The organism is Gottschalkia acidurici 9a (assembly GCF_000299355.1).
Classification (GTDB): Bacteria; Bacillota; Clostridia; order Tissierellales; family Gottschalkiaceae; genus Gottschalkia; species Gottschalkia acidurici.
In genome coordinates this window covers 1,095,586-1,120,220 of the sequence record NC_018664.1, presented here as the reverse complement: position 1 = coordinate 1,120,220, position 24,635 = coordinate 1,095,586, and the positions used below count along the sequence as shown (strand labels likewise).

Here is a 24,635-nt window from a genome sequence, read left to right as displayed (position 1 = left end):
ACTTAATATTCTATTCATTTTTATCAACTATATACTCTTTACATCTATTATAGTCAGCTTGATCTAAGGTAACTGTAACTAAAGTTCCCTCTGCTGTATGCTCTTGACTCTCTACTTTGGTATTATCAAATATATATGAAAGTAAATCTCCTTTAGAAAAAGGAATAAGTAGGTCAACATTATAATAACTTTGTGGTAGATTATCTTCTATCATCTTTAATAATAGTTCTAAGTTATGTCCAGTCTTAGCTGATATAAATATCTTAGGTTCTGGTACTTTATATGCTATATCTTCTATATTACCTTCGTCTACCTTATTAAATACAGTTATTATAGGCTTATCTATTACATCTAAATCTTTTATTATTTTCATTGTAGTAACCATTTGTATTTCTAGATCTTCATTAGTTATATCTACCACATGAAGTAATAAATCTGCAAACTGAACTTCCTCCAAGGTTCCTTTAAAAGCTTCTACCAAGTGTGTAGGTAATTTGCTTACAAATCCTACTGTGTCTGTTATTAAGAAATCACGTCCATTAGGTAAAGTTGCTTTTCTTAAATTAGTTTCTAAAGTTGCAAACAGCATATCTTTTACAAAAACTTCTTTTTCTTCCTTATAATCTTCATCAAGTCTTATTAGACTATTTAATAGCGTTGACTTTCCAGCGTTAGTATATCCCACAAGCGCTACTATAGGTATATCATTGCTTCTTCTCTGCTTTCTCTTTACCATTCTAACTTTATCTAGTTCTTTTAATTGTCTTTGTATATCATTTATTCTGCCTAGTATATGTCTTCTGTCCAACTCTAATTTTTGCTCTCCAGGTCCTTTTGTTCCTATTCCTCCACCTGTTCGAGATAAGTAATTTCTAAATCCTATTAGTCTAGGTAATCTATATTTTAGTTGAGCAAGTTCTACTTGGAGCTTTCCTTCTTTACTAGTAGCTCTTTTAGCAAATATATCTAGTATTAAACTTGTTCTATCTATAATTTTTCTTTCTATTATATTCTCTAGGTTTCTTATTTGAGCTCCTGAAAGTTCATCATTAAATACAACTGTATCTATATCTAGCTCTTCACAAGCAACAGCTATCTCCTCTGCTTTCCCCTTCCCTATATGATATGCAGAGTCTATATGCTCTCTATTTTGAACTACTCTTCCTTCTACTATTCCATCTGCAGCTTTCACAAGTTCTGCAAGTTCATCCATTGAACTTTCTACAGTTATCTCGCCTCTTTTGTTTCTATCTACTCCTACTATTATAATCTTTTCTAGCTTATCATCTTCTATTTCGTACATAGTATCACCTCTACATTTTTTATTATCTTATAATATTTAAAATATTTTCTTCTGGAACTGTGATATAACTTTCTGGAACGTCTCCAACTATAACTGTCTCAGCTATTGGTATGTTTGCACTAACTGTTACAGTGTCCGATACTAATGGAAAAATAATCTTAACATCTGTAATTATAGTTAAGTATACCCTATGTATGGTTTGATTTATACCCGATTCCACAAACTCAGTACCGAAATCTACTGTAACACTTCCGTGTGGTTCAAGATCTAGTTTAATTCTAGGACCTGGTATTAATTGACTGTTCAATATATTTCCAATTGGTATTTTTATTGTCCCTCCTGGTATTTGCCTTATTTTTTCTTGAACTTCTAAGGCAACATCAGAAGCTATCCCATTCATAAGTCCTGTATTCGCTTGCATCATAGTTATTTTTCCTGAGTTATCTTGCTTAACAAATATGAGGTCTTTATACTTTACATTATCTTTTATCGTACTTTTAATAGCATCATTTATAGCTTGAGTAGCTATTTTTTTTGCTTGTATTTCACACATCGCTAATATAGTAGGTCTTACATTCCTGTTAATTATATTATATACATATATCCCTAAAACAACAGTAAAAACTATTATTAAATAAATTTTTATTTTTTTACTTCTGTTTCTTGATCTCATTTTCTAAAACCTCCTTGTTATTAATATATGCACATTCACAAGAAAGTTTAATTAATATTTAAAAACTATATCTTGTTTAACAAATAAATATTTATGTGATATAATTGTGAATGTATTTCTAAATATGTTACCTTCACATTTTAAAGGAGGATTGTTATGACTCAAGAAAATAATAATGATGATTTGAGTAGGAATAATCGAAAAAATCCTAAGGGCAAGAAATTAGGTTTTTTCAAAATATTTATGATAGTTGTATTGATGTCAACACTTATACTAACTGGCATTGTAGGGGGATTAGTTTTTGGCGCTATTAAGGATACACCTAAAATAGATGTCTCAAACATCGATGACCTACTAAATCAAAATTCATTTATTTTAGATCAACAAGGTAATGTTATAGAGAAAGTTTTAGCAGAAGAAAATAGAACTGCTGAGTCTATAAGTAATATGCCTGATCATCTTCAAAAAGCTTTTATTTCTATAGAAGATGAAAGATTTTATGATCACTTTGGTATAGATATTAGAGGTATTGCTGCAGCCTTAGTAGAAGATATAAAAGCTGGTGCAAAGGTTAGAGGTGCAAGTACTATCACTCAACAACTTGCAAGAAATCTTTACTTGTCAAATGAAAAAAAACTTACTAGAAAAATTAGAGAAGCTTATATAGCTATTCAACTTGATAGAAAACTTAGTAAGGAACAAATATTAGAAGCATATTTAAATAAAATTTATTTAGGTCAAGGTGCATATGGTGTAAAAGAAGCAGCTCATACTTATTTTTCTAAGGATGATCTTAAGGATTTAACTATAGCAGAAAGTGCTTTAATTGCTGGGATAACTCAAAGTCCTAATAACCTTTCTCCATATCTAACAGTTAAACCGCAAGATGTTCCACCGGATAGTACAGTGGTAGGTAATATAGATATTTTAGGAGAAAAATATGTAGCTATTTTTAATGAAAAAGCTGTTAAGCGTCAAAGAATTATTCTAGGTAAAATGAAGGAACTAGAACATATTTCAGAATCTGAGTATCAGGAAGCTTTAAATGAAAATATGATTGAAGCTATAAAGCCTGGTAAGAAGAAGTTTACAGATATCTCTTCTTATTTCGTTGATTATGTAAAAGAACAAGTTGTAGATGACTTAGTGGAAAAAACTAAGATAAGTAGAGAAGAAGCTCATAGAGAACTTTTAACTGGTGGATTAAGAATATATTCTACAGTAGATGTAAATTTACAACGCGATATTGAAGATCTTTATACTAACTTTTCTAAAGTAGTGTTTGGGGGAAAAAGAGGTAGTTCTTGGAGTTCAGATGGTTATGGTAATATATTAGATTCATATAAGAATATATTATTTTACAAGAAATCAAATATATTAAACGAAAATAATGACTTAGTAATAGAGAATGGAAGCTATACTTTGAGTGAAAAAGGGCTAAGTATAAATAGTTCTAAGTTGAATATATATCCTAAAACTATAGATATAAATGACTTTTATACGATAGATAATAATACTTTAGTAACCCATGGCGTAGGTTCTCTGAATTTCAGCGAAGATGATTATTATGTTGTTGATAATAAAGAATTAGTTATTAGATCTTCGTTTTTAAACAAATCTAAAGACTTTTATAGAATTGATGAAAGAAAAAATTTAATAATAAGTTCAAATTATTTCCCTGTTGATAATACTGGTGTAGTTCAACCTCAATCTTCAACAGTTATAATGGATCACGCTACCGGTCAAATTAAAGCTCTTGTTGGTGGTAGAAATTTTGAAGGTAGTAAAATTCTTAATAGAGCTTTAACGCCTAGACAGCCTGGATCTGCTATAAAACCTTTAGCTGCGTTTCTACCAGCTCTAGATAATGGATATACAGCTGCTACACCTATAGATGATGTACCTTTACCTGCATATAGTGAGGGGAAACCTGGACCTAGAAACTCTTATAGTGGATATAAAGGAGTAATTCCAGTTAGAGAAGCTATTAAGATATCATCTAATGCGGTTTCTGTTAAGGTTGTAGATGATATTGGGGTTAAGCTTTCTAAAGAATATCTTCAAAAATTAGGCATAATTAAAGCAAATGGAAAGGATAGCTTTGTTACAAGATTAGAAAATAAAGCTACGAATGACGAAAATCTTTCTGCTCTTGGACTAGGTGGTATGGCAAAAGGAATTAGTCCCCTAGATATGACTGGAGCGTTTGCAGCTATAGCTAATGAAGGTACTTATATTAAGCCTATAGCTTATACTAAAGTAGAGGATAGATATGGAAATATTATACTAGAAAACAAGCCTAGCAAGACTAAAGTTGTATCTCCTCAAACAGCATATGTAATGACTGATATGCTTCAGGATGTTGTAACTTCTGGTACAGGAGGTAGAGCTAGAGTACCTGGTGTTCAAGTAGCTGGTAAAACAGGTACTACTAGTGATTATACTGATGCATGGTTTGTTGGATATACTCCTCAGTATACTGCTAGTGTATGGATTGGTAATGACTCTCCAGCTATAAAATTACCTAATGGTAGTGCTCTTGCATCTGGATTATGGTCTAATGTTATGAAGAGAGTACATCAAAATGTGCCTGCAAAATCTTTTCAGGCTCCAGATGGTATAATTAAGCAATCTGTATGTACAATATCTGGTAAATTACCTACATCACTTTGTAAAGGTGATCCAAGACATGTAGTTAAAACAGAAATTTTTGCTAAAGGTACTGAACCTAAAGAATATTGTGATGTTCATGTAAGTGTAAAAGTTGATGTTACTACTGGAAAACTCGCTTCAAGCAATTGCCCTGATAGCGTAATTGGATACAAAGTATTTATGAAAGTAAATCCGCCATATATACCTTCTAAAGCTGGTGGGATTATACCTCTAGACTATAATTATAGAGTTCCTACACAATATTGTAATCACTCATATATACCTATTAAAGACCCTGACGAGGATGATATTGAGGATGATAATGATGATAGTACTGACGGTATAAGCACTGATGAGAGTAGTGAAGGTGGAAATAAAATAGACAACATACTAGATAATATTCTAAATCCGAATAAAGATAAAAACAATAATAACCAGAATGGTAATGGAAACGGAAATCCAGAAGGTAATAATCAATAAAAAATAAAAGAGACTACTTTAAGTAGTCTCTTTTATTTTTTACTCTTTAGTTTTAGGATTGAATATAACAGACATTAAGTAACCAAAAAACGTTGCAGCAGCAACTCCTCCTGCAGCTGCTTTTATGCCTCCTGTAAATGCTCCTAATATACCACTTTCTTTCGCACCCTCTATTGCTCCTTTAGCTAGTGTATAACCAAACCCAGGTAAAGGTACTGTTGCTCCAGCACCACCAATTTTAGTAAGAGGCTCATAGATACCTATTGCTCCTAATAAAACTCCTGAAGTAAGAAATATAACTAATATATGTGCTGGGTTTAACTTCGTAGTGTCCATTAATATCTGTCCTATAACACATATTAAGCCACCAACAATAAATGCACTAACATAGTCCATATTAAAAATCCTCCTATTTAGTATTACTCAAAGTAACAGCATGTGCTATACCAGGTATAGTTGCACCCTGATTTATCACTACTGGTGAATGTAATGCTCCTGTAGAGACTAATAAAACTTTATTGAAGTTTCTACTTTTCATTTCCTTAAATATATAGCCGGCAAATACAGTAGCTGAACATCCACATCCACTTCCTCCTAGACCTGTTTCCTGACTTTCATTATCAAAAATTTTCACTCCGCAATCTGTAAAATTATCTGATATATCGTAACCTTCTTTTTCTATCAACTCTTGAGCTATTTCCATTCCAAGCTCTCCTAAGTCACCAGTTATTATTAAGTCATAGTCCTTTGGTCTAAACCCAGTATCTTTAAAATGCTGTATTATTGTATCCGCTGCTGCTGGCGCCATAGCTGGTCCCATATTGTTTGCATCTATTAGTCCTGGATCTATTACTCTTCCTGTTGTTACATGTGTTATAAAAGGACCCTTTTCACTTTTTCCTAGTACTGCAGCACCTGATCCTGTAACTGTCCATTGTGAAGTCGGTGGACGTTGATTTCCATGCTCTAATGGATATCTGAATTGTCTTTCAGCGGTACTAAAGTGGCTAGAGGTTGCACACGAAACATACTCTGCGTACCCTCCATCTATTGACATAGCTCCTAGACTTAAAGATTGTGCCATTGTAGAACAAGCACCATATAAACCAAAGAAAGGTATTTGAAGATCTCTAGCCGAATATGATGACGATGATATTTGATTTAGTAAATCTCCTGCAAACAAATAATCTACATCTTCAGGAACTATTTTTGCACCTGAAATAGAACTTGTTATAGCTTGCTTTTGAATTTTAGATTCGCTATTTTCCCAATTTTCTTCTCCCCATAGATCATCTTCTAGTATTATGTCAAAATAATCTTTTAAAGGCCCTTCTCCTTCCTTAACTCCTACTATGGAATAAGTAGATAATATGGCTGGTGGATCTTGTAATTGAATTGTTTGTTTACCTAATTTTTTTTGTGACAAAATCGCTGCCTCCTTTTTTACTTATTTACCAATAAATATATTATTCCTACAATTATAGAGCTTCCAAATCCATACACTAGTACTGGACCTGCTATTGTAAACATCTTAGCAGCAACTCCTAAGACATATCCTTCACATTTGTATTCCATCGCTGGTGATACTATAGAGTTAGAAAATCCAGTTATAGGTATGATTGATCCAGCTCCCGCTTTTTTTCCTATCTTGTCATACACTCCAATTCCAGTTAATAATGCTCCTAAAAATATCATTATTATGGATGTTGCTGTTGAAACATCATCTTTACTTAATCCACGAGCTGTTAAATAGTTGACTATAACCTGACCTATAGTACAAATTAACCCTCCTACCACAAATGCCCATAATATATTTTTCATATACTTAGGCTTAGGCATCTTCTCTTCAACATATCTCTGGTAGTCTCTATTATTAAGATTATCCATATCAACAATCCTTTCTAAAAGTTATTTTTCTCAAAGTATTTTTGTTTTACTTTATTATGTGACATTTATTGATTTTTTAATACAAAAAAAGATGTGAAATTTTTTAGCTTCACACCTTTTGTAATATATTTTTCATACTTTCTAAAACCTTTTTTTCTATTCTGGATACTTGTACTTGGGATATGCCCAATATTTCTCCTATTTCCGTTTGTGTCTTATCATTAAAATATCTCAATACTATTATCTGTCTTTCTCTTGGTTTAAGCTTACCTAAAACCTCTTTTAAAGCAATTTTATTTAATATATCTGTATTTTCATCTTCTGTACCCATAACTTTATCTATTAAATGTATCGGAGATCCATCACTTTCATGTATAACTTCATATAAATAATCTGGTCTAGTATTTGCATCCAGTGCCATTACTATATCCTCTTTATCTACATCAATGGCTTCAGATAATTCCTGTATTGTTGGTTCTCTTCCTAACTCTTTTGTTAATCTTTCTTTTGCCATATTTGCATTTGTAGCGGTTTGTTTTAATGATCTACTTACTTTTATAATACCATCATCTCTTAAAAATCTTCTAATCTCACCCATAATCATAGGAACGGCATAAGTTGAAAATCGCACATCAAAGCTTGTATCAAATTTTTGTATTCCTTTTAAAAGTCCTATACATCCTATTTGATAAAGATCTTCTAATTCATAGCCCCTATTTGCAAATCTTTTTAATACACTTTTTACTAACCCTAAGTTATGGTTTATGAGTTTAGTTTTAGCCTCTTCATCACCGTTTTGGGCTTTTTTTATTAATCTCATAGTCTCTTCATGATCTAATAATTCATAAGTGCCTTGTTCTAATGTGCTAGTTTCCATAAGTCTCTACTCCTTAGTCGGAACACTTTTAAACTCTTTTATCATTTTTACTTTTGTGCCTACTCCCGCTTCTGATTTAACCTCAACTAAATCCATAAAAGTTTCCATAACGGTAAATCCCATACCTGATCTTTCTAAATGTGGTTTGGAAGTATAAAGAGGTTCCATGGCTTTATTTATATCATTTATTCCATTTCCATTGTCTTCTATTATAATTTCTATTTTATTTTCTTTTATATTACATTCTATCTTTACTACGCCAGATGAATTTTCATATCCATGTATAATAGCATTAGTAACTGCTTCTGAAACTGCTGTCTTTATATCAGTTAGTTCCTCTATAGTTGGATCTAGCTGAGAAGCGAATGCTGCTACAGTTACCCTAGCAAAAGCTTCATTTTGTGACTTGCTAGGGAATTCTAGCTTCATATTATTTTCTATCATTATCTAATCACTCCCTTAAAAATTTATCTGCTTGGTCTGTATCTAGTATATTAACTATCTTCAATATCCCAGACATCTTTAGTATCTTTTCCACCCTAGGACTAACATTTATAATAGACAGATTTCCACCCTTTTGAGTTACTATTTTATATCTCCCCATAAGAAGTCCTATGCCAGAACTATCCATGAAATTTAGGTTATTTAAATCAATAACTATATTGTTTGTATTATGGTCTGCATAGGCCTCATCAATTTTATCCCTAACATATTTAGCAGTATGATGATCAAGTTCTCCATTGAAGTTTACTAATAAGCTCTCATTCTTTACTTTAAAATCTAGTTGCAAATTTTATCCCCCCCTGTTTTTCTTTAAATCTCTACTGTCTACTTTATTCTTTAAGCTGATTATAATAACCTTCAATGAAATTTGTCTTTTCATGTAATTCATCCGATAAAATATTACTTTTTATGACTTAATTTAAAAAATTAAGCATGGAATTTAAATATAGATTTCTCTAATTTTAATTTCCATGCTTTTCTATTTGATCTCTTAACTTTAACAATTTTATGTACTTTTCTAGCTCTCTCTTACTATCATTACTTAAGCCTTCTATATCTTTTATTAGAGACCCATTTATATTGTTGTCTACATTATTTTCCTTATATTTAGTATCTTTATTACAATTCTCATAATTGTGGTTTTCAGATTCTATTGAATTTCTACTATAGTAATTTATGGCGTCACTTTCTTCTTTGATAATAAACCTTACGTTAGTTCTTCCTAGTATATAGTCGACTGATACATCGAAGAAATCACCAAGTTTTTCTAATATATCTGGTGGTGGCGTTCTTTTTTCTGTTTCATAATATCCTACTGCTCTATCTGTTATTCCTAATACCTTTGAAAGTTGCTTTTGTGTAAGTCCAGCTTCATCTCTAAGTTTTCTTAGTCTCTTTCCAAGCATATTATCACCAACTTCTTCAACTTATTATTATTTTGGTACTATTCTAGCTCTATTATATAACAGAAAGTTCTACTTTTATATGTTCCCAACTAAAAGTTCTTGAATTTGAACCATTAGTTCTGTAAAATGTATATAATGCTATATATTTTTATATTCTACCAATTTATTGCAAGTCTCAACAATAAGTTTACTTTTTAATATGCTAAGGTGGTGATCCTATGAATAAAGTAAAGATCTATCGAAAAAAATATAAATTGACTCAAACTGAATTAGGTAAGGCCATAGGAGTCTCTAAAGATTACATTTCTCAGATAGAAAGAGGTCGAATCCCTGGTATAGAAACTGCAAGGAAAATCGCAGAAACTTTTAACACTACTATAGATGATATCTTCTTTAGTAAATAACATTAAGGGGTGAAATTAGTGATTAAAAGGCAGTTAGAATCTCATATTGGGGAGATAGACCTAAAAACTTTAAAATTAATATCAGATATGGCTACAGCAGATATAATGTTCAATCGATTTAACTTTGGCAAAAAGACTTCTTTAGATATAACAATTGATTTATTAATTAAGTGCTATAATGTATACGTAAGATGTCAGCTATATTAAAATAGAAAGAAAGAGAATTTTAATTCTCTTTCTTTCTATTTTCAAATCTCATGTAAAAACTTTTAACTTTCCATTTATAACTTGTAGTTTATCAATAGTTCTTCTAATAGATCTTATTGTAAAATAAAATATATATATTCATTGATAACTATTTCTATCTATGTCTTATAACCTCGAATCTTTCTAATGTGTATTTGTCACTTTTAGATATTCCTGCTTTTTGTAATGATATGTCTACTTGCTCTGCAGAAGTATCTACACCTTCTAAATCAGGCAATAATAGACCTGTGCGCATTCCACTTCTAACTATAACACCATATCTTTTAGGATCTAATGAATCAAATGTGGCAGGCTCTGGTTCCATAATTTCGTCTACAGACACTTCTAGGTAATCTAATTCGTCATTGTCTATAGGGAAAAATCTTGGATCCTTAGTTCCAGCTTCAACTGAGTTTTTTATTATTTCAAAAACAACATTATTTGTTGTTGGTAATATTGTTCCTATACATCCTCTAAGTTCTCCTTCTTTTTTAAAAGATACAAATACACCCCTTTTTATATTTAGTAAGTCCTCAGGTATATTTTCAGGTATAGGCATGTACTCTTCATTTTCTAAGTAATAATTTAAACTTTCTCTAGCAAGTTTTACATATATATCTTCGCTTCTTAACTTTCTGATTATATCTTCTTTGTTGATTTCTATTATTTTTTCTAAGTAACTTTCTTTTTCTCCATCTTTAGTTATAAATTTTAAAACTCCATATCCTACTCCAAAAGTTCCTTCGTAAGATAAAAGTTCTCCCTTAATTTCATCTGTATCCATTATTCCAAGTAATATGTAAAATGACCTAAGTCCACACTCTCCAGCTTCTTCTATTAAGTCTTTATCCATTGTAAACACACCTAGTGTGTCTCCACTTTCTAATAGTGTCAATAGCTGTTTATCAAATTTAGAACCATTAGGACTGTATTCATAAGGCCCACTATTACTTAGTCTGTGAGATAAATCTCCACTCGCAATAATAACAGCACTTTTATCCTCATCTAAAATAGCTTGCTTTATAATCATTCCAAATTTATAGAGTTCGTCTTTGGAAAGTATTCCGTAAGTTATATGTACTATTCTATAATCTTTATACTCTCTATTTATATAATAAAGCGGAACCATACTTCCATGATCCAATTCACAAACTATACCATACTCTTTTTCAGAGTTATTAGTTATAGAAGCTATAGATATATCTTCTTCAAGAGTATAGTTTATAATCCTTTTAGTTAATGAAACATCTATATTATTTTCTAGTTTGACATCTGGCTGTTCGAATATGCCAAACGTACCTTTTATATTTTCTATGTCTGATATAGCTATTGCATCCCTAAACATCGGACCGTGTGGTGTAATTATAACTATAGTATCTGGTTGTAGCTCTCTGATATCTTTAGCTATCTTTTTCATGGAGTTCACAGTATTTATTACTTTATCTTCTTCACCCATTCCTATCTCTGGTATTATGATTGGTGGGTGAGGTGTTATAAAATGGCCTAATATTTTGCCCATTAAAATACCTCCTTTGTTATTTGCAATAAAATCACTATCATTATTATTTTTTAAATAATATTGATAGTGATTTTATTATTATCATATTCTATATATATAAAACCTCTTTTTTTAACTTTTGTTGTAATTCATCCATTACTTCATCTAAACCGCTTCCTGAGCTTTCTGATATTAAGTCATAATTATCTACCGTCATATCTATTATTTTGTTGATCCAGTTCATTATTGTTTCTTCTCCCACAACATCAGTACTATACTTTATAAATATATTCCCTTTATCATAATCAAGTTTTGATTCACTAATACCATCTAATAGATTTATGGCATTTTCTAAATATCCATCATATGCTTTTAGCTCGTTAAAAAGCTGTGGTGAAACTTTAGCTCTTAGTGTTAATTCACCTGATTTGTTATCAACTATTCTAAATTTAAATAAATTTCTCATTATATACTTTTTACCATGTAACAATATTATCACTCCTATTACTTGATCTATAGAATAGTCCAATATTACTTTAAATAGGCTATTCTCTTTTCTAGTATACTTATTAGAATGTGATACTGTTACAGGCATTTCTTATTAATCTCTTATTCGTCTATACATTTTGGTAAGAGAATATATTTTTTCTGCTAAATCACTTGTCAGTTGTTCCTTTTTCAATCTCCATTGCCAATTGCCATCAACTTTAGATGGTATATTCATTCTTCCTTTACTATCTATAGATAAAAAATCTTGTAGCTGAGCTATTGATAAGTTTGCAATTGAAGCCCAAGTACCTCTTATCATTCCCCAGTTATAACCTTCCTCTTGATTTAGTCCTAAATATTTACTACAAAACTCTAATACTCTTCTATCAGTGTTATCAAGCCATCCTATTACTGTATTATTATCATGTGTTCCCGTATATGCTACACAGTTTCTATCATAGTTGTGTGGTAAGTAGTCATTGTTTTCATCTGAATCAAATGCAAACTGTAGGATCTTCATACCTGGATATCCTAATTTGTCCCTCAATTCTAGTACTTCTTTAGTTAAATATCCTAAATCCTCTACTATAATTGGAATATTTCCTAAGCAATTATAGACAGTTTTAAAAAACCTTATATTTGGTCCCTTAACCCATTCTCCATTTACTGCTGTTCTTTCTCCGTATTTAACTTGCCAATAAGACTCAAACCCTCTAAAGTGATCTATTCTTATTACATCATATAGATTAAGATTCATAGTAAGTCTCTCTATCCACCAATCAAAATTTCTTTCTTCTAATAAGTCCCAATTATATATTGGATTACCCCATAATTGTCCATCAGAACTAAATCCATCTGGCGGGACTCCTGATACAACTATGGGAACTCTGTTATCATCTAATAAAAAAATTTCGCTATTTGCCCAAGTGTCTGCACTGTCTTCTGCTACATATATTGGTACATCTCCTATTATCTTTATTCTTTTTCTATTGGCATAGTCTTTTAAGTTGTTCCATTGTTTAAAAAATAAAAACTGAATAAATATCCAGTAATCTATCTCTTCTTTAAGTTTCTTTTTATAATAATTCACTTTCTCTTTTTCTCTTATCTTTATATCTTTATCCCAGTCTTGCCACGATTTTAAATCAAACTTATATTTAAGTGCCATGTAAAGTGCATAGTCTTCTACCCAGTATTGATTTTCTTTTCTAAACTTTTTTATATCTTCATCTTCTATTTCATCTTTATTTGTAAAAGCTATTCTTAAAACTTTCATCTTATTTTTAAATATCTTTTCATAATCAATTCTTTCTTCGTCACATCCAAAATCAATAAACTCATAGTCACTTTTCTTTAATAAATTGTCCCTCTCTAAGAGTTCAAAATCTATAAAATATGGATTCCCAGCAAAAGCTGAAGGACTCTGATATGGTGAGTCACCAAAGCTAGTTGGATTCAGTGGTAATACTTGCCAATAAGATTGACCACTTTTATTTAAAAAATCTACAAATTCGTAGGCTTCTTTTCCAAAAGTTCCTATCCCGTATGCATTTGGTAATGATGTTATACTCATAAGTATACCACTACTTCTTTTCAATATATAACTCACCTCAATTTATTTAGATTTAGCATAATATTTATCATTAACTTTATCTTGAAGATATACATTTGTAAAGTTATCTAATAAAGTATCTTTATATAGTTTATATCCCTTATCTAAGCAGCTTGAGCATGCATCTCTAGGTATAGTTATTGCAAGTATGTGAAATCTAGTACTACTAGTAGAGTTTATTGTATTTAATCCACTACATTTATTGCATGTAAAAAATACTTGTTTTTGATTTTCTGTTATTCCATCAGTATCGTAATATATTTGTCTAGATTGCTCTATATACTCTCTACCTTCATATTTCTCTTTTCTAAGTTTGTCACGATTTTTCCACTTGCTATAGACTTCTTCAGAAACTCGCTCTATATATTTTGTTATATCTCTACTCTGCTTTAATTTTTCTTTATCATAATCATGTTCATGTACTTGTGAATAGTCAAGTCCAGCCATGGCTAAAATTATTCCTAAATTAACATAGGGAAGGGCTCCTTCTATTGAATATCCTCCTTCAAGAACTGCTATATCAGGATTTAACTTACGACTTAACTCAGCATATCCTTGAGCTGTAAAGTTCATATTTGTTATTGGATCTGTATAGTGATTATCTTGTCCAGCTGAATTTATAATTATATCTGGTTTATACTCATCTAATATAGGTAAGACTACGTTGTCTAGTACATATGCAAATCCTTCTTCTCCTGTTTCTGGAGGTAAGGGAATATTTACATTATATCCATATGCCGAGGGTCCTCCAAATTCATCTATAGATCCTGTACCAGGATATAATGTTCTTCCATCTTGATGAAATGAAATAAATAAAGTATTTTTATCATTCCAGTATATATCTTGAGTCCCATCTCCGTGATGACAATCACTGTCTACTATTGCAATCCTTAAATCTGGATTATTTTTTCTCATATTTTCAATCATTATTGCTTCCATATTTACTATACAGAAACCTCTATCTCCATAAACTACTCTATGTGCATGATGTCCTGGAGGTCTTATAAGTGCAAATGACTTATCAACTTCACCATTCATCACTGCTTGAGCAGCTCTAATAGCTCCCCCCACAGATACTAGATGGGACTTTGTAAGTCTTTCTTCTACATCTGGTACACAGAAGTGAACCCTTTCTATATCTTTTTTTTCTGCTATAACTGGATTGAAGAATTTAATGCCCTCAATATCCTCAATTCCTTCTTCAAATATTTGATCTTGTGTATATAAAAGCCTTTCTTCTCTTTCTGGATGACTTGGACTAATAGCCCAGTCAAAAGCAGGAAAGAAAACTATTCCTAGTTTATTTTTAGCTTTAATCATTTTTATTTTCACTCCTTAGTCTATATATAAGTCCTGGTTTAATCTGTGCCTGTACTCTTATATTTTCTCCAGTCTTATAATATCCTTCTATCATATTAAAGCTACTTTCTTCAGTTATTTCTATATCTTTATCACTCATATTTTCACTTGTACCATCACTTAACTCTACACTGTTTTTTAATAATTCCACAGCTTGTTTTTTAGCTAGTTTTAAGTTGTATTTAGTATTTATCTGCTTATATATATCTAGCTCTGGAATAGATAGTGTTTTTCTTTCTGTATCTGCTAAGATAGTTATATCTTTAGTAGTTCCTGCTAAAGCAGCTCCTACAGCATTAGCTATATGATAATTTTCAGGATAATTACATGGTATATTAAATCTTTTTTCTAATACTCCAACTAAACTTTTAGCAGGTCCGCCTATTATATTTATAAGCTTTGGCTCTATTTTTCTACCATAAAGAACCTCTTTAACTGTATAAACTGGTTTGCTATTTATTTCTTCTAGAAGTTCATCTACTTTACTTTTTATGATATCTGCCATAGTGTCTAGTATTAACCTTGCAGTATCTTCTCCTGATATTGCCAGCTCACTTCCAAGATTATTCATAATATCTTTTGCTTTATGTTTATCCCCATCATTTATGAGTCCTAAATATATCATAGCGTCTGTTGGTGTAGGGTTATTTCCTCCTAAAGAATAAGGTATAGCTTCTTTTTTAGGTCCTATTTTCAGCTTACCATCTTCCGCATTTATACTGCTATCTCCACCTAATCCTATAGATACGCTATATATACTTCTTACTAAAGTATTATATTTATCTATTTTTATACCTAATGGTTCAAATAAAGGAACTCCATCAGCTAGAAAAAATATATCTGTAGTGGTTCCCCCTATATCTAGAAATATACTATCAACGTCCGTAGGAAGCAAAGCACTTATTCCCATAAAGCTAGCTGCTGGACCCGATAATATAGTTTCAACTGGCTTTTTCTCAGCATATTTAATATCCATTGTTCCTCCGTCAGCCTTTAGTATATATACTGGTGCATTTATATTTTGTTTTCTTAAGGATTCTATTATCTTATTAGAAAAGTCATTAAATGTTTTATGTACCGCTGAATTTAAATAGGTTGTATATACTCTACGTGGAAAATTAAGTTTTCCTGACATACTATGTCCCGTTGTTGTGAATCTAAAATATCTATCTGTAATATCTTTAATTTCTGTTTCTAAACTTGGATTTCTAGTAGAGAATTTAGTGACTACTCCACAAGCTTCTATATTATTTTTCTTAAATAGGTTTATACCTTCCTCTATTTCTTCCATATCTAAATCTTTTACTAATCTTCCCCTATGATCTATAGATCCTTTTAGAAATTTGTTTTCTTGTCCACAAGCTAGAAAATCTACTAAGAGTCCTGGGCCACTTTGAATAAACATACCTACAGATGATATTTCATTTTTTACTATAGCATTTGTGCATACTGTAGTACTCAAGTTTACTCTTTCTATTTTTGATTTATCATGATCTAACAAAAGCTCGTCTAGTGTCTCTAAGATAGACTGTAACAAATCATTATTATATAACGGCTTTTTTACTTTATTTATAATTTCCTTATTATATATTATAACTGCATCTATATTGGTTCCACCAACATCTAATCCTATTATCAATTCTATATTCCCCTTTCTCTTTATAGTCTAACATTATCAACTCCATATTATTCCTATAAGTTTCTTAACGACTTACTCAATGTTCATATCCACTTTATTAACTATTTATTTGTAAAACTCTATTTAAATAAAATATCATCTCATCTCTATAAGCCTAAAAGATTCAACTAAAACGATCTTATTCAGAAAATCTTATATAAATAAAGCCCTCTTAATTGAAATATAGAAGGCCATTTTTATTTATTACTTTATTCAGTTATTAGTTCTACTATGAATGTAAACAACGGTATTCCCATTATCAGACCCCATGTTCCCATTAAATGCTCAGAAATAACTAAAATTAAAAAGACCAAAAATATTGGTAGTTTCATTTTAGTAGACATTATCTTAGGATTTAAGAAATAACTTTCAAATGCATGTAAAATCAGTATCATAACTATGACTAGTATAACTTTAGATAAGCCACCTAGTTGAAATGCAATTATACATAAAGGTATTGTTGATAGTATCACACCAGCAACAGGAATTAGACCTAATATAAATATCATAAAACCTAAGCTCATTACATCTGGAAAACCGAAAAATGTAAGTATTATTATCGATAGCAATGCATTTACAAGAGCTATTATTAACTGAGCCTCTATTACTTTTACGAAAGAATTAGAAAACTTTTCAGACAAACTTTTATAAAAATTATAGTAATAGCTGTATTTACAGTTTTCAAACTTTCTTAAAAAAGTCTTTATTGAGTTATTATCAGAAATAAAAACAAATGATAGTACTATAGATAAAAATGCATTATAACTTATTTTTTGTATTTGAGATAACATTTTTACTATCATATTTTGAATATTCTGAAACTGACTAGTTATCATGTCTATTGTAATGAAATTTATATTATATTTTTTTAAAAATAACTCTATATTTTCAACATCACTGAAATTAATTCTCTTAACTATAGGTATAACTTGATTTATTATACTAGGTACAAACGACATTAAAAATAGTATAGCTATACCTAGTAGCAATATGAACGAGAAAATATTTATTGTTCTTTTGTTCTTAAACTTATTTTTGAATATTTTTGAAATGAACTCTGATAATTTTAGTACTAATACAATTTCTATCATAGTAAGCAGGATAAGACCTATAAATCCTTTAATGAGGAATAGGACTGCAATTAAAATAAGAGTTGCTATTACCTTTTTAAAAAAATCACTTTCTATTATCTTTGGCATTTTCTGAGGCCCCTGTCTATTAAATATTTTGTTATAAATCCTTGAATATGTATTTTTGTATACTATAATTATAATACATTTTGAGGCCTATTTGCTAATAGTTTGTATAGATAAAGCTAGAATTTACTTAAGTAATTATATACGTTTCTCTGAGTTTCTTCCCTATATAGAATAATCTTTGATTACAAGTTCGTCAATGAAGTGCATTTTTAACTGAGTTCTCTTATTGTTTGAATTTATTATAAGCATAGATAACGTCTAATAAAGTTTGATGCAGTATGTATTCAACACAAAAACCCGTAAATACTTTTTGTTTTACAAGAAAGTTCACGGGTTTTTGTTACTTTGTCTTCACACTAAATGTCTAATATATTAGGTGTTTTCTGTATTCTTACTTATTTTAAGTCTTCAATAGAATTAATTTCTACATATGTTGGAACTGCTAAACCAATTTTTGCACCTTCTAAATTTGGTCCTAAGTCTTCTATTTGATCCTTGTAGTCTATCATATACTTCTTATGTGTTCCTGGCAGCCATGCTGCAACAATAGCATCAGAATCTCCAGTAGCTACAGAAGCCCACATAGGCCCTACTTCAACTTGTGTTAGAGTAACATCATGTCCCATATCTTCTAATACTTTACCAATAACATTAGTAGATGCAATCTCAGAGTCCCAGGCAACATAAGCTAATTTAACCTTTTTCCCATCTACTTTTTCTACTCCCTTTGTCCATTCACTTACTTTATCTTTATTATTGTTCACCCAATCTGATACAGCTTTATCTATATCCTTTCCATCGTTTATTTCTAACATAACAGATTCCATATCTTCAGCTTTCCAATAAAACTGATCTAATATCTTATAAGCCTCTGGATTCTTTTCTTTTAATTTTGAATTAGCAATTGTATGAATCTTTTCCTCTCCACCAAAAGATCCCTTTGGATCTTCCAAGTATTTTAAGTCGTATTTAGCGAATTTCCAATGAGGTGTCCAAGCAGTAACTATTATAGGTTTCTTATTTTCAATTGCATCCCCTAGTGCTTGTGTCATAACAGCTCCTGAACTAGTTTGTGCCTTAAAGTCTAATCCATAATCTTCAATACACTTTTCAGTAGCTTCCATTATCCCTGCACCTGCATCAATACCTGTAATCTTATAGTCTAATTCCTCTGCTAATGATTTTTCCTTATTATTTTCTAAGTTCCCTTCTGATGATCCTTTATTTGCATCATTTTTGCTACATCCAGCTACAGCTAAGGTTAGGAATATACAAACTAGGATTCCTATATTTCTTAAATTCTTTTTAAACATATATTTTCCCCCTAATTAATTTTAATAGTTTTTCTCTTTAGTTAGTGATTGAGTAATTCGATCTAGTATTATGGCAAGTATCACCATAGATAATCCCGAAGCAAATCCTTGTCCAGCTTCATTTCTTGTAACAGCTCTAAACACTTCTACTCCTAGACCTTCTGCACCTATCATAGATGCAACTACAACCATAGATAGTGCTAGCATAATAGTTTGATTAATTCCTGCCATAATAGTACTTTTTGCCATTGGTAATTGTACCTTAAATAATTTTTGTATATTAGTAGATCCAAAAGCATCTGCTGCCTCTATCAAGTCTTCAGACACCTCACGAATTCCAAGATTAGTTAATCTTACGACAGGAGGCATTGAAAATATCACTGATGCGATAACACCAGGTACCATTCCAATTCCAAAAAATGATACAGCAGGTATTAAGTAAACAAATGCTGGCATAGTTTGCATAAAGTCTAGCACTGGAGTAATAACAGACTCTACAATATTATTCTTTGACATCCATATTCCAAGAGGTACACCTATTATAATGGAGATTAAACTTGATGTTAGAATTAGTGAAAGTGTAATCATAGTGTCTTCCCAGTAATCAAGATTTTTTATCAATAGTAATCCAAGTAAAACAAAAATAGGTAAGCCCCACTTTTTCTTATTAACGTATATAGCAAATAGTACTATTATAATAATGAATACGAATGGTGGTATGAGTATTAAGGCTTCACTTAAAGTATTAACAATACTATTAAGAGTATTTTTTATAGGTTCAAAAAACCATTGTGCATTTTTTCTTAACCATAGTACAATAAAGTCTATCCATTTAACCAAAGGGATTTGAGGAATATTACTCATCAACTCTCACCCCATTTCCATTTCCAGAAAGAGCTGCTAAAACAGAACCTCTAATAATTATTCCTTTTAAAATCTTATCTTGAACTACTGATATAGGCACAGGTGTATTATAAATCAATTCAAATAAATCACTCAAAGCTAGGTCTGGATCAACTTTAGGCGCATTTCTATCTATAATATCATGAATATCTTTAACACCTTGTTTAATAGCCTCAGAAGCTGCTTCTGCTGTTACAACTCCAAAAAATTCATTTCGCTTATTAACTACATGAATACTTGAAATACCCATTTGTTTCATACGCTGCAGTGCAACGCGTGGACCATGTCTTTCTATATCTATAGTTTCTGCACGTATCATAACATTTTGAGCTGAAAGGATTTTAGATCTATCAACATCTTCAACAAATTTTTTAACGTAAGCATTAGCCGGACTTGTCATTATCTCTTCTGGAGTTCCAACTTGAACAATTTCTCCATCCTTCATTAAGGCTATTCTGTCACCTATCTTTAAAGCTTCATCTAAGTCATGAGTTATAAATATAATAGTTTTTTGCATAGTAGATTGAAGATCTATAAGTTCATCTTGCATTTCTTTTCTAATTAAAGGATCTAATGCAGAAAATGCTTCATCCATTAGCAGTATATCTGGATCATTTGCTAAAGCTCTTGCAAGACCTACCCTTTGTTGCATACCTCCAGACAATTGTTGTGGATATTGTTCCTCATATCCCTCTAGTCCTACTAATTTTAATGAACTTATAGCATTATCCCTTATATCTTTCTTATTGATTCCTTGTACCTCTAATCCATATCCTACATTCTCTAAAACAGTACGATGAGGAAATAAAGCAAATTTCTGAAATACCATACTAAGTTTTTTTCTTCTTGTACTTCTTAGCTCATTCTTATTCATTTTAGCTAAATCTTTACCATCTATCAGAATATTTCCTGTAGTAGGTTCTATTAAGCGATTTATCAATCTTATAAGAGTTGATTTTCCACTTCCTGATAATCCCATAATCACAAAAATCTCTCCACTATATATATCGAAACAAGCTTGATTTACACCTAAAGTCATTTGTGTTTCTTTTAGAATTTCTTTTTTTGTCTTTCCTTCTTCTAAAAGTTTTAGTGCTTGTTTTGGGTTTTTTCCAAATATCTTAGTTAGATTTTTAACTTGAACTTTAATCATATGTTCACCTCTCACTTTATCGTTATATATATCATACTAAGTTTTTATCCCCGACCTCAAACTTTAAATATGTATGTATTACTTTATGTACATGTCTGACTTATTCTGTATACAAAATTACTAGTATTTTCTTATTAATCCTCTGAATAACTCTGGCAAAATCTGTTTATATCGATCTCTCCATTTTTTTAAAGTCATTTTATTGCATTATATTCCTTTATAAGGTTTCCGTTTTTTATTATACAATCTGTATTAGTTTGCAAAATTATTATATTTTTCATAATATTTATTGCATATATCTAAAAGTTATTTATTTTATTTAGTGTCTTTTTAATAAAAATATATTCTCAAAATAAAATTAAAAGGAGTAGACTTTAGATTAATTTTCAAAGTCTACTCCTTTTAATTTTATTTCTATATATTTGAGTTTGTTATAACAGCAGTTTTAGTTTCTCCATGCCATTCTACTTTGTAGTTAAGTGCTTCAAATACATATCTTAAAGGCACATAAGTTCTATTATCTTTTATAATAGCTTTAGTATCCATATTTATTATTCTGCCATTTACCTTAATATAATCTTCATTTATTGGAACTTCTACAAGTAAACTATCTTTTTTAGCTATGGCTTTATTTCTTTTGGCATCGAATTCAACTTCTGCGTTAATCATTTCAAGAGGCTTTCTTATTGGTACCATTATCCTATTGTTTTTATCCGTGAAAGGCATTCCCATACTATCGTCTGTAAACTTTAGTTCATGTCCATCTATAGTAAAATATATTTTATTATCAATTTCTTCTTGTGTCTGACTTCTAAACTCTTTTATAGTATCATCTATAGCACTTACAATACTTGTATCATCATGAGTATCTTCATTAATATCAAATAACATAACCCCACCAGCTGTTTTAAGTGCAAGTCTAGTTTTTCTTTTATTGTGTTTATTCCATTGTAGTGTGAATCTAATGGATCACCTTTTACATAGTCTTTATATGCATTTTCTCTATTTTCTTCTACTAGATGCCTATATTGTTTCCAACTAGGTAAAGCGTATAATGGCATTCCTATAGCTATTTTTCTTTTTGGAACATTTCTATTTAACCAGTATTGTATGGAAGTGTTAGCAAACCAAACTGGACTATGTTGCTCATTATTCATGTCATAAGCCATAACACTAATCCAGTCAAACTTTTCTAAGCATTTGGCAGATATAGCTTTAGATGCCTCTGGTCCTTCAGTATTAGACCAAGCTCCATTAAGTGCAGCAGTTAGAGATTTTCCTTTTTCTTTTAATCTATCACTCATTTCCACTACTAAGCTTTCATAGTTTTGAGCAGACTGCCCTAAAGTTGGATGTTCCCAATCAATCTCAACTCCATCAACATTATATTCATCTATGAAGTCCATTAAATTATCTATGAAAACTTTTCTTGATTCATATGTGGACGCCATTTTTTCAAAGTTGGGTGCTAGCGGCATATTCTGATATAACCATCCACCTACTGCTATTATTATTTTAACATTATTTTCATGACCTTTTTCTACTAGCTCTTTTAATTTTTCAGGTTTCTCAAGTTCAACTAAAGATCCATCTTCCCTAGGAATTAAGAATGCATAAATAATATGAGTTAATTTATCAAATTGAATATTACCTTCTATAGGATCATCAAATATTTCTGAATAATATCCAATCACCTTAAATTCTTCATCACTTTTTGAAAGTGCATAAGTGAAATTAGTTGCTAAGGACATTACGCATATAAGTGCTAGTGCTATGCAGTAAAACTTTTTATTCTTGAACATAGAATTTTCCTCCTTCTATTGATGTTTTATTTATTGTATCACATTTTTCTCAATTTCTATATTTTGTTACTTAATTGTAATATACACTATAAAATATCAAATAAAGCAAAAACTCTTTTCTGTTATAAATATAACAGAAAAGAGTTTTTGCTTTATTTCTTAAATTATTGTTCTCCACCATTTTCAACATCTTTAGAGAGCTCTTTTACTTTAGATGGAAGTAAAGCTTTATTATTAAAATGCTGTTCTCTAAGAATTTTTATAAATTCATTATTTGCTGCAGCATTTTGTTCACTTTCTAAAAGATTCTTATATCTAAAAAATATACTTCCTTTTACTTCGTCATACATACTATTGAACTTAAGTTGATTCGATATTTCTTTAGGATTATTCCAGCTTACATCCTTATTATTTTTATCAGCTTTTTTATATGAAGCATGTCCAATATATAAGTTCACATCAGTATCTTTTACAACATCAGCCCACCAATGTACTAATTCTCCATAAGGTGCTGCTTTTGTGTCAAATGTCCAATATATCTGTGGTGCGATATAATCTATCCAGTTATTTTTTACCCATTTTCTTGTATCTGCAAATAAATTATCGTAAGAAGCTTGAGATGAAGTTGGAGTTAATGATCCAGTACCTTCTTTACTTCCTTCTGGATGAGTTTCTTTATGTCCCCATATTCCAAAAGGACTAATTCCAAATTGAACATCTTTATTATTCTCTTTATTATAAGATGATATCGAGTTATGTAGATTAAGTATTAAGTTATCTACATTATTTCTTCTCCACTCTGATACACTACTGAAGCCCTGTCCATATTTTTCAAATGTTATTTTTTCTTCTTCAGCATACCAATTATCTTTGACACCTCCATAAGGATAAAAATAATCGTCAAAATGAACAGCATCTATATCATAATTTTGAACCACTTCCATTACACTATCATTTATATGCTTTACTACTTCAGGCTCTCCCGGATTTAAGTATAGCTTATCTTGAAAACTAAATACAGTATGAGGATTTTGTCTTGCCCAGTTATTAGGTGATAGTTCTGTTAACTTTTCTTTACCTGTAGTTACTCTATAAGGATTAAACCAAGCATGAAACTCCATGTTTCTTTTGTGAGTCTCTTCTATCATCCATTTAAGTGGATCCCAATTAGGGCTTGTCCCTTGAGTTCCAGTAAGATATTCTGACCAAGGATTAATATTTGATGGATAAAATGCATCCGATTTACTTCTAACTTGAAATATCACAGCGTTCATATTTAAACTTTCTAAGTTATCTAAAAGCTTTATGTACTCATCTTTATATTCTTTTTCACTCATTCGTTTCTTTGAAGGGAAGTCTAAATTAAATACAGTCGATACCCAAACTCCTCTAAATTGTTCATTTTGTTGTTTAACTTCTTTAGGTATTTGTACTGGTTCTCCTCTTACCGAAATTATTTCGTTAGTTTGATATTTTTTTAAATACTCCATTTCTGCATAGCTAGAACTTGTATTAATAGCACTACTTGAAATTATAGTTAAAGATACAGTACATACCGTTAAAAACTTTAAAATTTTCTTATGCATATTTGTTCACTCCAATTTATAAAGATTTAACCTTAGAAGATTATGTATTTCTAAGATTATATTATAAGCATTTCATAAGTATATGTGTTACCCTATTATTTATTATATAGTC

Annotated in this window: 24 protein-coding genes; 3 read left to right on the top strand and 21 right to left on the bottom strand. The window is 30.5% G+C overall.

Annotated features, from left to right (window positions below; genetic code table 11):
• Positions 1 to 10 precede the first annotated feature (10 nt).
• Positions 11 to 1,303 carry a GTPase HflX gene (hflX, locus tag CURI_RS05245; RefSeq protein ID WP_014967188.1) on the bottom strand — a complete coding sequence of 431 codons (1,293 nt, stop codon included), beginning with the start codon at positions 1,301 to 1,303 and terminating at the stop codon, positions 11 to 13.
• 22 nt (positions 1,304 to 1,325) lie between these two features.
• A complete protein-coding gene (yunB, locus tag CURI_RS05240) occupies positions 1,326 to 1,976 on the bottom strand; it encodes a sporulation protein YunB (protein ID WP_014967187.1) in 651 nt (216 codons plus the stop codon).
• 156 nt (positions 1,977 to 2,132) lie between these two features.
• Between yunB and CURI_RS05235 the strand changes: the two genes are divergently transcribed.
• Positions 2,133 to 5,108 carry a penicillin-binding protein 1A gene (locus CURI_RS05235; protein WP_014967186.1) on the top strand — a complete coding sequence of 992 codons (2,976 nt, stop codon included), beginning with the start codon at positions 2,133 to 2,135 and terminating at the stop codon, positions 5,106 to 5,108.
• A 39-nt stretch (positions 5,109 to 5,147) separates the two neighbouring features.
• Here the strand turns inward: CURI_RS05235 and spoVAE are convergent, their stop codons facing one another.
• From spoVAE to CURI_RS14980, 7 genes are all read right to left on the bottom strand, one after another.
• Positions 5,148 to 5,504, bottom strand: coding sequence for a stage V sporulation protein AE (spoVAE, locus tag CURI_RS05230; RefSeq protein ID WP_014967185.1), 357 nt, complete (start codon positions 5,502 to 5,504; stop codon positions 5,148 to 5,150).
• A gap of 13 nt (positions 5,505 to 5,517) precedes the next feature.
• A complete protein-coding gene (gene spoVAD, locus CURI_RS05225) occupies positions 5,518 to 6,534 on the bottom strand; it encodes a stage V sporulation protein AD (protein ID WP_014967184.1) in 1,017 nt (338 codons plus the stop codon).
• A gap of 17 nt (positions 6,535 to 6,551) precedes the next feature.
• Positions 6,552 to 6,995, bottom strand: coding sequence for a stage V sporulation protein AC (gene spoVAC / locus CURI_RS05220; protein ID WP_014967183.1), 444 nt, complete (start codon positions 6,993 to 6,995; stop codon positions 6,552 to 6,554).
• A gap of 109 nt (positions 6,996 to 7,104) precedes the next feature.
• On the bottom strand, positions 7,105 to 7,872 hold the full coding sequence (gene sigF, locus CURI_RS05215) for an RNA polymerase sporulation sigma factor SigF (RefSeq protein ID WP_014967182.1): 768 nt from the start codon (positions 7,870 to 7,872) through the stop codon (positions 7,105 to 7,107).
• A 6-nt stretch (positions 7,873 to 7,878) separates the two neighbouring features.
• A complete protein-coding gene (gene spoIIAB, locus CURI_RS05210) occupies positions 7,879 to 8,316 on the bottom strand; it encodes an anti-sigma F factor (RefSeq protein ID WP_014967181.1) in 438 nt (145 codons plus the stop codon).
• Positions 8,317 to 8,323: 7 nt separating this feature from the next.
• On the bottom strand, positions 8,324 to 8,662 hold the full coding sequence (gene spoIIAA / locus CURI_RS05205; protein ID WP_014967180.1) for an anti-sigma F factor antagonist: 339 nt from the start codon (positions 8,660 to 8,662) through the stop codon (positions 8,324 to 8,326).
• A 175-nt stretch (positions 8,663 to 8,837) separates the two neighbouring features.
• Positions 8,838 to 9,281, bottom strand: coding sequence for a helix-turn-helix domain-containing protein (locus CURI_RS14980; RefSeq protein WP_014967179.1), 444 nt, complete (start codon positions 9,279 to 9,281; stop codon positions 8,838 to 8,840).
• A 218-nt stretch (positions 9,282 to 9,499) separates the two neighbouring features.
• Between CURI_RS14980 and CURI_RS05195 the strand changes: the two genes are divergently transcribed.
• Both CURI_RS05195 and CURI_RS05190 read left to right on the top strand, forming a co-directional pair.
• The gene (locus CURI_RS05195; RefSeq protein WP_014967178.1) at positions 9,500 to 9,685 is read left to right on the top strand and encodes a helix-turn-helix transcriptional regulator; all 186 of its coding nucleotides are present in this window, start codon (positions 9,500 to 9,502) and stop codon (positions 9,683 to 9,685) included.
• Between the two features lie 18 nt (positions 9,686 to 9,703).
• Positions 9,704 to 9,892, top strand: a complete 189-nt coding sequence (locus CURI_RS05190; protein WP_041701555.1) for a hypothetical protein — start codon at positions 9,704 to 9,706, stop codon at positions 9,890 to 9,892.
• A gap of 154 nt (positions 9,893 to 10,046) precedes the next feature.
• Here CURI_RS05190 and amrA read toward each other — a convergent pair whose 3' ends face one another.
• The 12 genes from amrA to CURI_RS05130 all read right to left on the bottom strand — a co-directional run bounded on the left by amrA (position 10,047) and on the right by CURI_RS05130 (position 24,523).
• On the bottom strand, positions 10,047 to 11,450 hold the full coding sequence (gene amrA, locus CURI_RS05185; protein ID WP_014967177.1) for an AmmeMemoRadiSam system protein A: 1,404 nt from the start codon (positions 11,448 to 11,450) through the stop codon (positions 10,047 to 10,049).
• 88 nt (positions 11,451 to 11,538) lie between these two features.
• Positions 11,539 to 12,024 carry a hypothetical protein gene (locus CURI_RS05180; protein ID WP_014967176.1) on the bottom strand — a complete coding sequence of 162 codons (486 nt, stop codon included), beginning with the start codon at positions 12,022 to 12,024 and terminating at the stop codon, positions 11,539 to 11,541.
• Between the two features lie 6 nt (positions 12,025 to 12,030).
• Complete coding sequence (gene malQ, locus CURI_RS05175; RefSeq protein WP_014967175.1) at positions 12,031 to 13,515, bottom strand: 4-alpha-glucanotransferase; 1,485 nt, start codon at positions 13,513 to 13,515, stop codon at positions 12,031 to 12,033.
• Between the two features lie 18 nt (positions 13,516 to 13,533).
• Positions 13,534 to 14,850: a histone deacetylase family protein gene (locus CURI_RS05170; protein ID WP_014967174.1), complete on the bottom strand. Its 1,317-nt coding sequence runs from the start codon at positions 14,848 to 14,850 to the stop codon at positions 13,534 to 13,536.
• Positions 14,843 to 16,528 (bottom strand): hydantoinase/oxoprolinase family protein, encoded by a 1,686-nt coding sequence (locus CURI_RS05165; RefSeq protein WP_014967173.1) that lies wholly within the window; start codon positions 16,526 to 16,528, stop codon positions 14,843 to 14,845. The genes CURI_RS05170 and CURI_RS05165 overlap by 8 nt, the downstream gene beginning before the upstream one ends.
• A 248-nt stretch (positions 16,529 to 16,776) precedes the next feature.
• Positions 16,777 to 17,766 carry an AI-2E family transporter gene (locus CURI_RS05160; protein WP_014967172.1) on the bottom strand — a complete coding sequence of 330 codons (990 nt, stop codon included), beginning with the start codon at positions 17,764 to 17,766 and terminating at the stop codon, positions 16,777 to 16,779.
• A gap of 395 nt (positions 17,767 to 18,161) precedes the next feature.
• Positions 18,162 to 19,079, bottom strand: coding sequence for a glycine betaine ABC transporter substrate-binding protein (locus CURI_RS05155; protein ID WP_014967171.1), 918 nt, complete (start codon positions 19,077 to 19,079; stop codon positions 18,162 to 18,164).
• A gap of 21 nt (positions 19,080 to 19,100) precedes the next feature.
• Positions 19,101 to 19,943: an ABC transporter permease gene (locus CURI_RS05150; protein ID WP_014967170.1), complete on the bottom strand. Its 843-nt coding sequence runs from the start codon at positions 19,941 to 19,943 to the stop codon at positions 19,101 to 19,103.
• Positions 19,936 to 21,135, bottom strand: a complete 1,200-nt coding sequence (locus tag CURI_RS05145; protein WP_014967169.1) for a quaternary amine ABC transporter ATP-binding protein — start codon at positions 21,133 to 21,135, stop codon at positions 19,936 to 19,938. The genes CURI_RS05150 and CURI_RS05145 overlap by 8 nt, the downstream gene beginning before the upstream one ends.
• A gap of 414 nt (positions 21,136 to 21,549) precedes the next feature.
• Positions 21,550 to 22,026 (bottom strand): copper amine oxidase N-terminal domain-containing protein, encoded by a 477-nt coding sequence (locus CURI_RS14975; protein WP_014967168.1) that lies wholly within the window; start codon positions 22,024 to 22,026, stop codon positions 21,550 to 21,552.
• Positions 21,978 to 22,937 (bottom strand): glycosyl hydrolase family 18 protein, encoded by a 960-nt coding sequence (locus CURI_RS05135; protein ID WP_014967167.1) that lies wholly within the window; start codon positions 22,935 to 22,937, stop codon positions 21,978 to 21,980. The genes CURI_RS14975 and CURI_RS05135 overlap by 49 nt, the downstream gene beginning before the upstream one ends.
• A gap of 164 nt (positions 22,938 to 23,101) precedes the next feature.
• On the bottom strand, positions 23,102 to 24,523 hold the full coding sequence (locus tag CURI_RS05130; protein WP_014967166.1) for a glycoside hydrolase family 10-like protein: 1,422 nt from the start codon (positions 24,521 to 24,523) through the stop codon (positions 23,102 to 23,104).
• Positions 24,524 to 24,635: the final 112 nt, after the last annotated feature.

Coding starts and splice junctions, on each gene's coding strand:
- CURI_RS05130 (WP_014967166.1), bottom strand. CDS start 24,523: ATGCATAAGAAAATTTTAAAGTTTTTAACGGTATGTACTGTATCTTTA.
- CURI_RS05235 (WP_014967186.1), top strand. CDS start 2,133: ATGACTCAAGAAAATAATAATGATGATTTGAGTAGGAATAATCGAAAA.
- CURI_RS05195 (WP_014967178.1), top strand. CDS start 9,500: ATGAATAAAGTAAAGATCTATCGAAAAAAATATAAATTGACTCAAACT.
- spoVAC (WP_014967183.1), bottom strand. CDS start 6,995: ATGGATAATCTTAATAATAGAGACTACCAGAGATATGTTGAAGAGAAG.
- CURI_RS05155 (WP_014967171.1), bottom strand. CDS start 19,079: ATGTTTAAAAAGAATTTAAGAAATATAGGAATCCTAGTTTGTATATTC.
- sigF (WP_014967182.1), bottom strand. CDS start 7,872: ATGGAAACTAGCACATTAGAACAAGGCACTTATGAATTATTAGATCAT.
- amrA (WP_014967177.1), bottom strand. CDS start 11,450: ATGGGCAAAATATTAGGCCATTTTATAACACCTCACCCACCAATCATA.
- CURI_RS05180 (WP_014967176.1), bottom strand. CDS start 12,024: ATGCCTGTAACAGTATCACATTCTAATAAGTATACTAGAAAAGAGAAT.
- CURI_RS14980 (WP_014967179.1), bottom strand. CDS start 9,281: ATGCTTGGAAAGAGACTAAGAAAACTTAGAGATGAAGCTGGACTTACA.
- CURI_RS05145 (WP_014967169.1), bottom strand. CDS start 21,135: ATGATTAAAGTTCAAGTTAAAAATCTAACTAAGATATTTGGAAAAAAC.
- CURI_RS05135 (WP_014967167.1), bottom strand. CDS start 22,937: ATGTTCAAGAATAAAAAGTTTTACTGCATAGCACTAGCACTTATATGC.
- CURI_RS05160 (WP_014967172.1), bottom strand. CDS start 17,766: ATGCCAAAGATAATAGAAAGTGATTTTTTTAAAAAGGTAATAGCAACT.
- CURI_RS05170 (WP_014967174.1), bottom strand. CDS start 14,850: ATGATTAAAGCTAAAAATAAACTAGGAATAGTTTTCTTTCCTGCTTTT.
- yunB (WP_014967187.1), bottom strand. CDS start 1,976: ATGAGATCAAGAAACAGAAGTAAAAAAATAAAAATTTATTTAATAATA.
- CURI_RS05150 (WP_014967170.1), bottom strand. CDS start 19,943: ATGAGTAATATTCCTCAAATCCCTTTGGTTAAATGGATAGACTTTATT.
- spoIIAB (WP_014967181.1), bottom strand. CDS start 8,316: ATGATAGAAAATAATATGAAGCTAGAATTCCCTAGCAAGTCACAAAAT.
- CURI_RS14975 (WP_014967168.1), bottom strand. CDS start 22,026: ATGTTATTTGATATTAATGAAGATACTCATGATGATACAAGTATTGTA.
- spoVAE (WP_014967185.1), bottom strand. CDS start 5,504: ATGGACTATGTTAGTGCATTTATTGTTGGTGGCTTAATATGTGTTATA.
- hflX (WP_014967188.1), bottom strand. CDS start 1,303: ATGTACGAAATAGAAGATGATAAGCTAGAAAAGATTATAATAGTAGGA.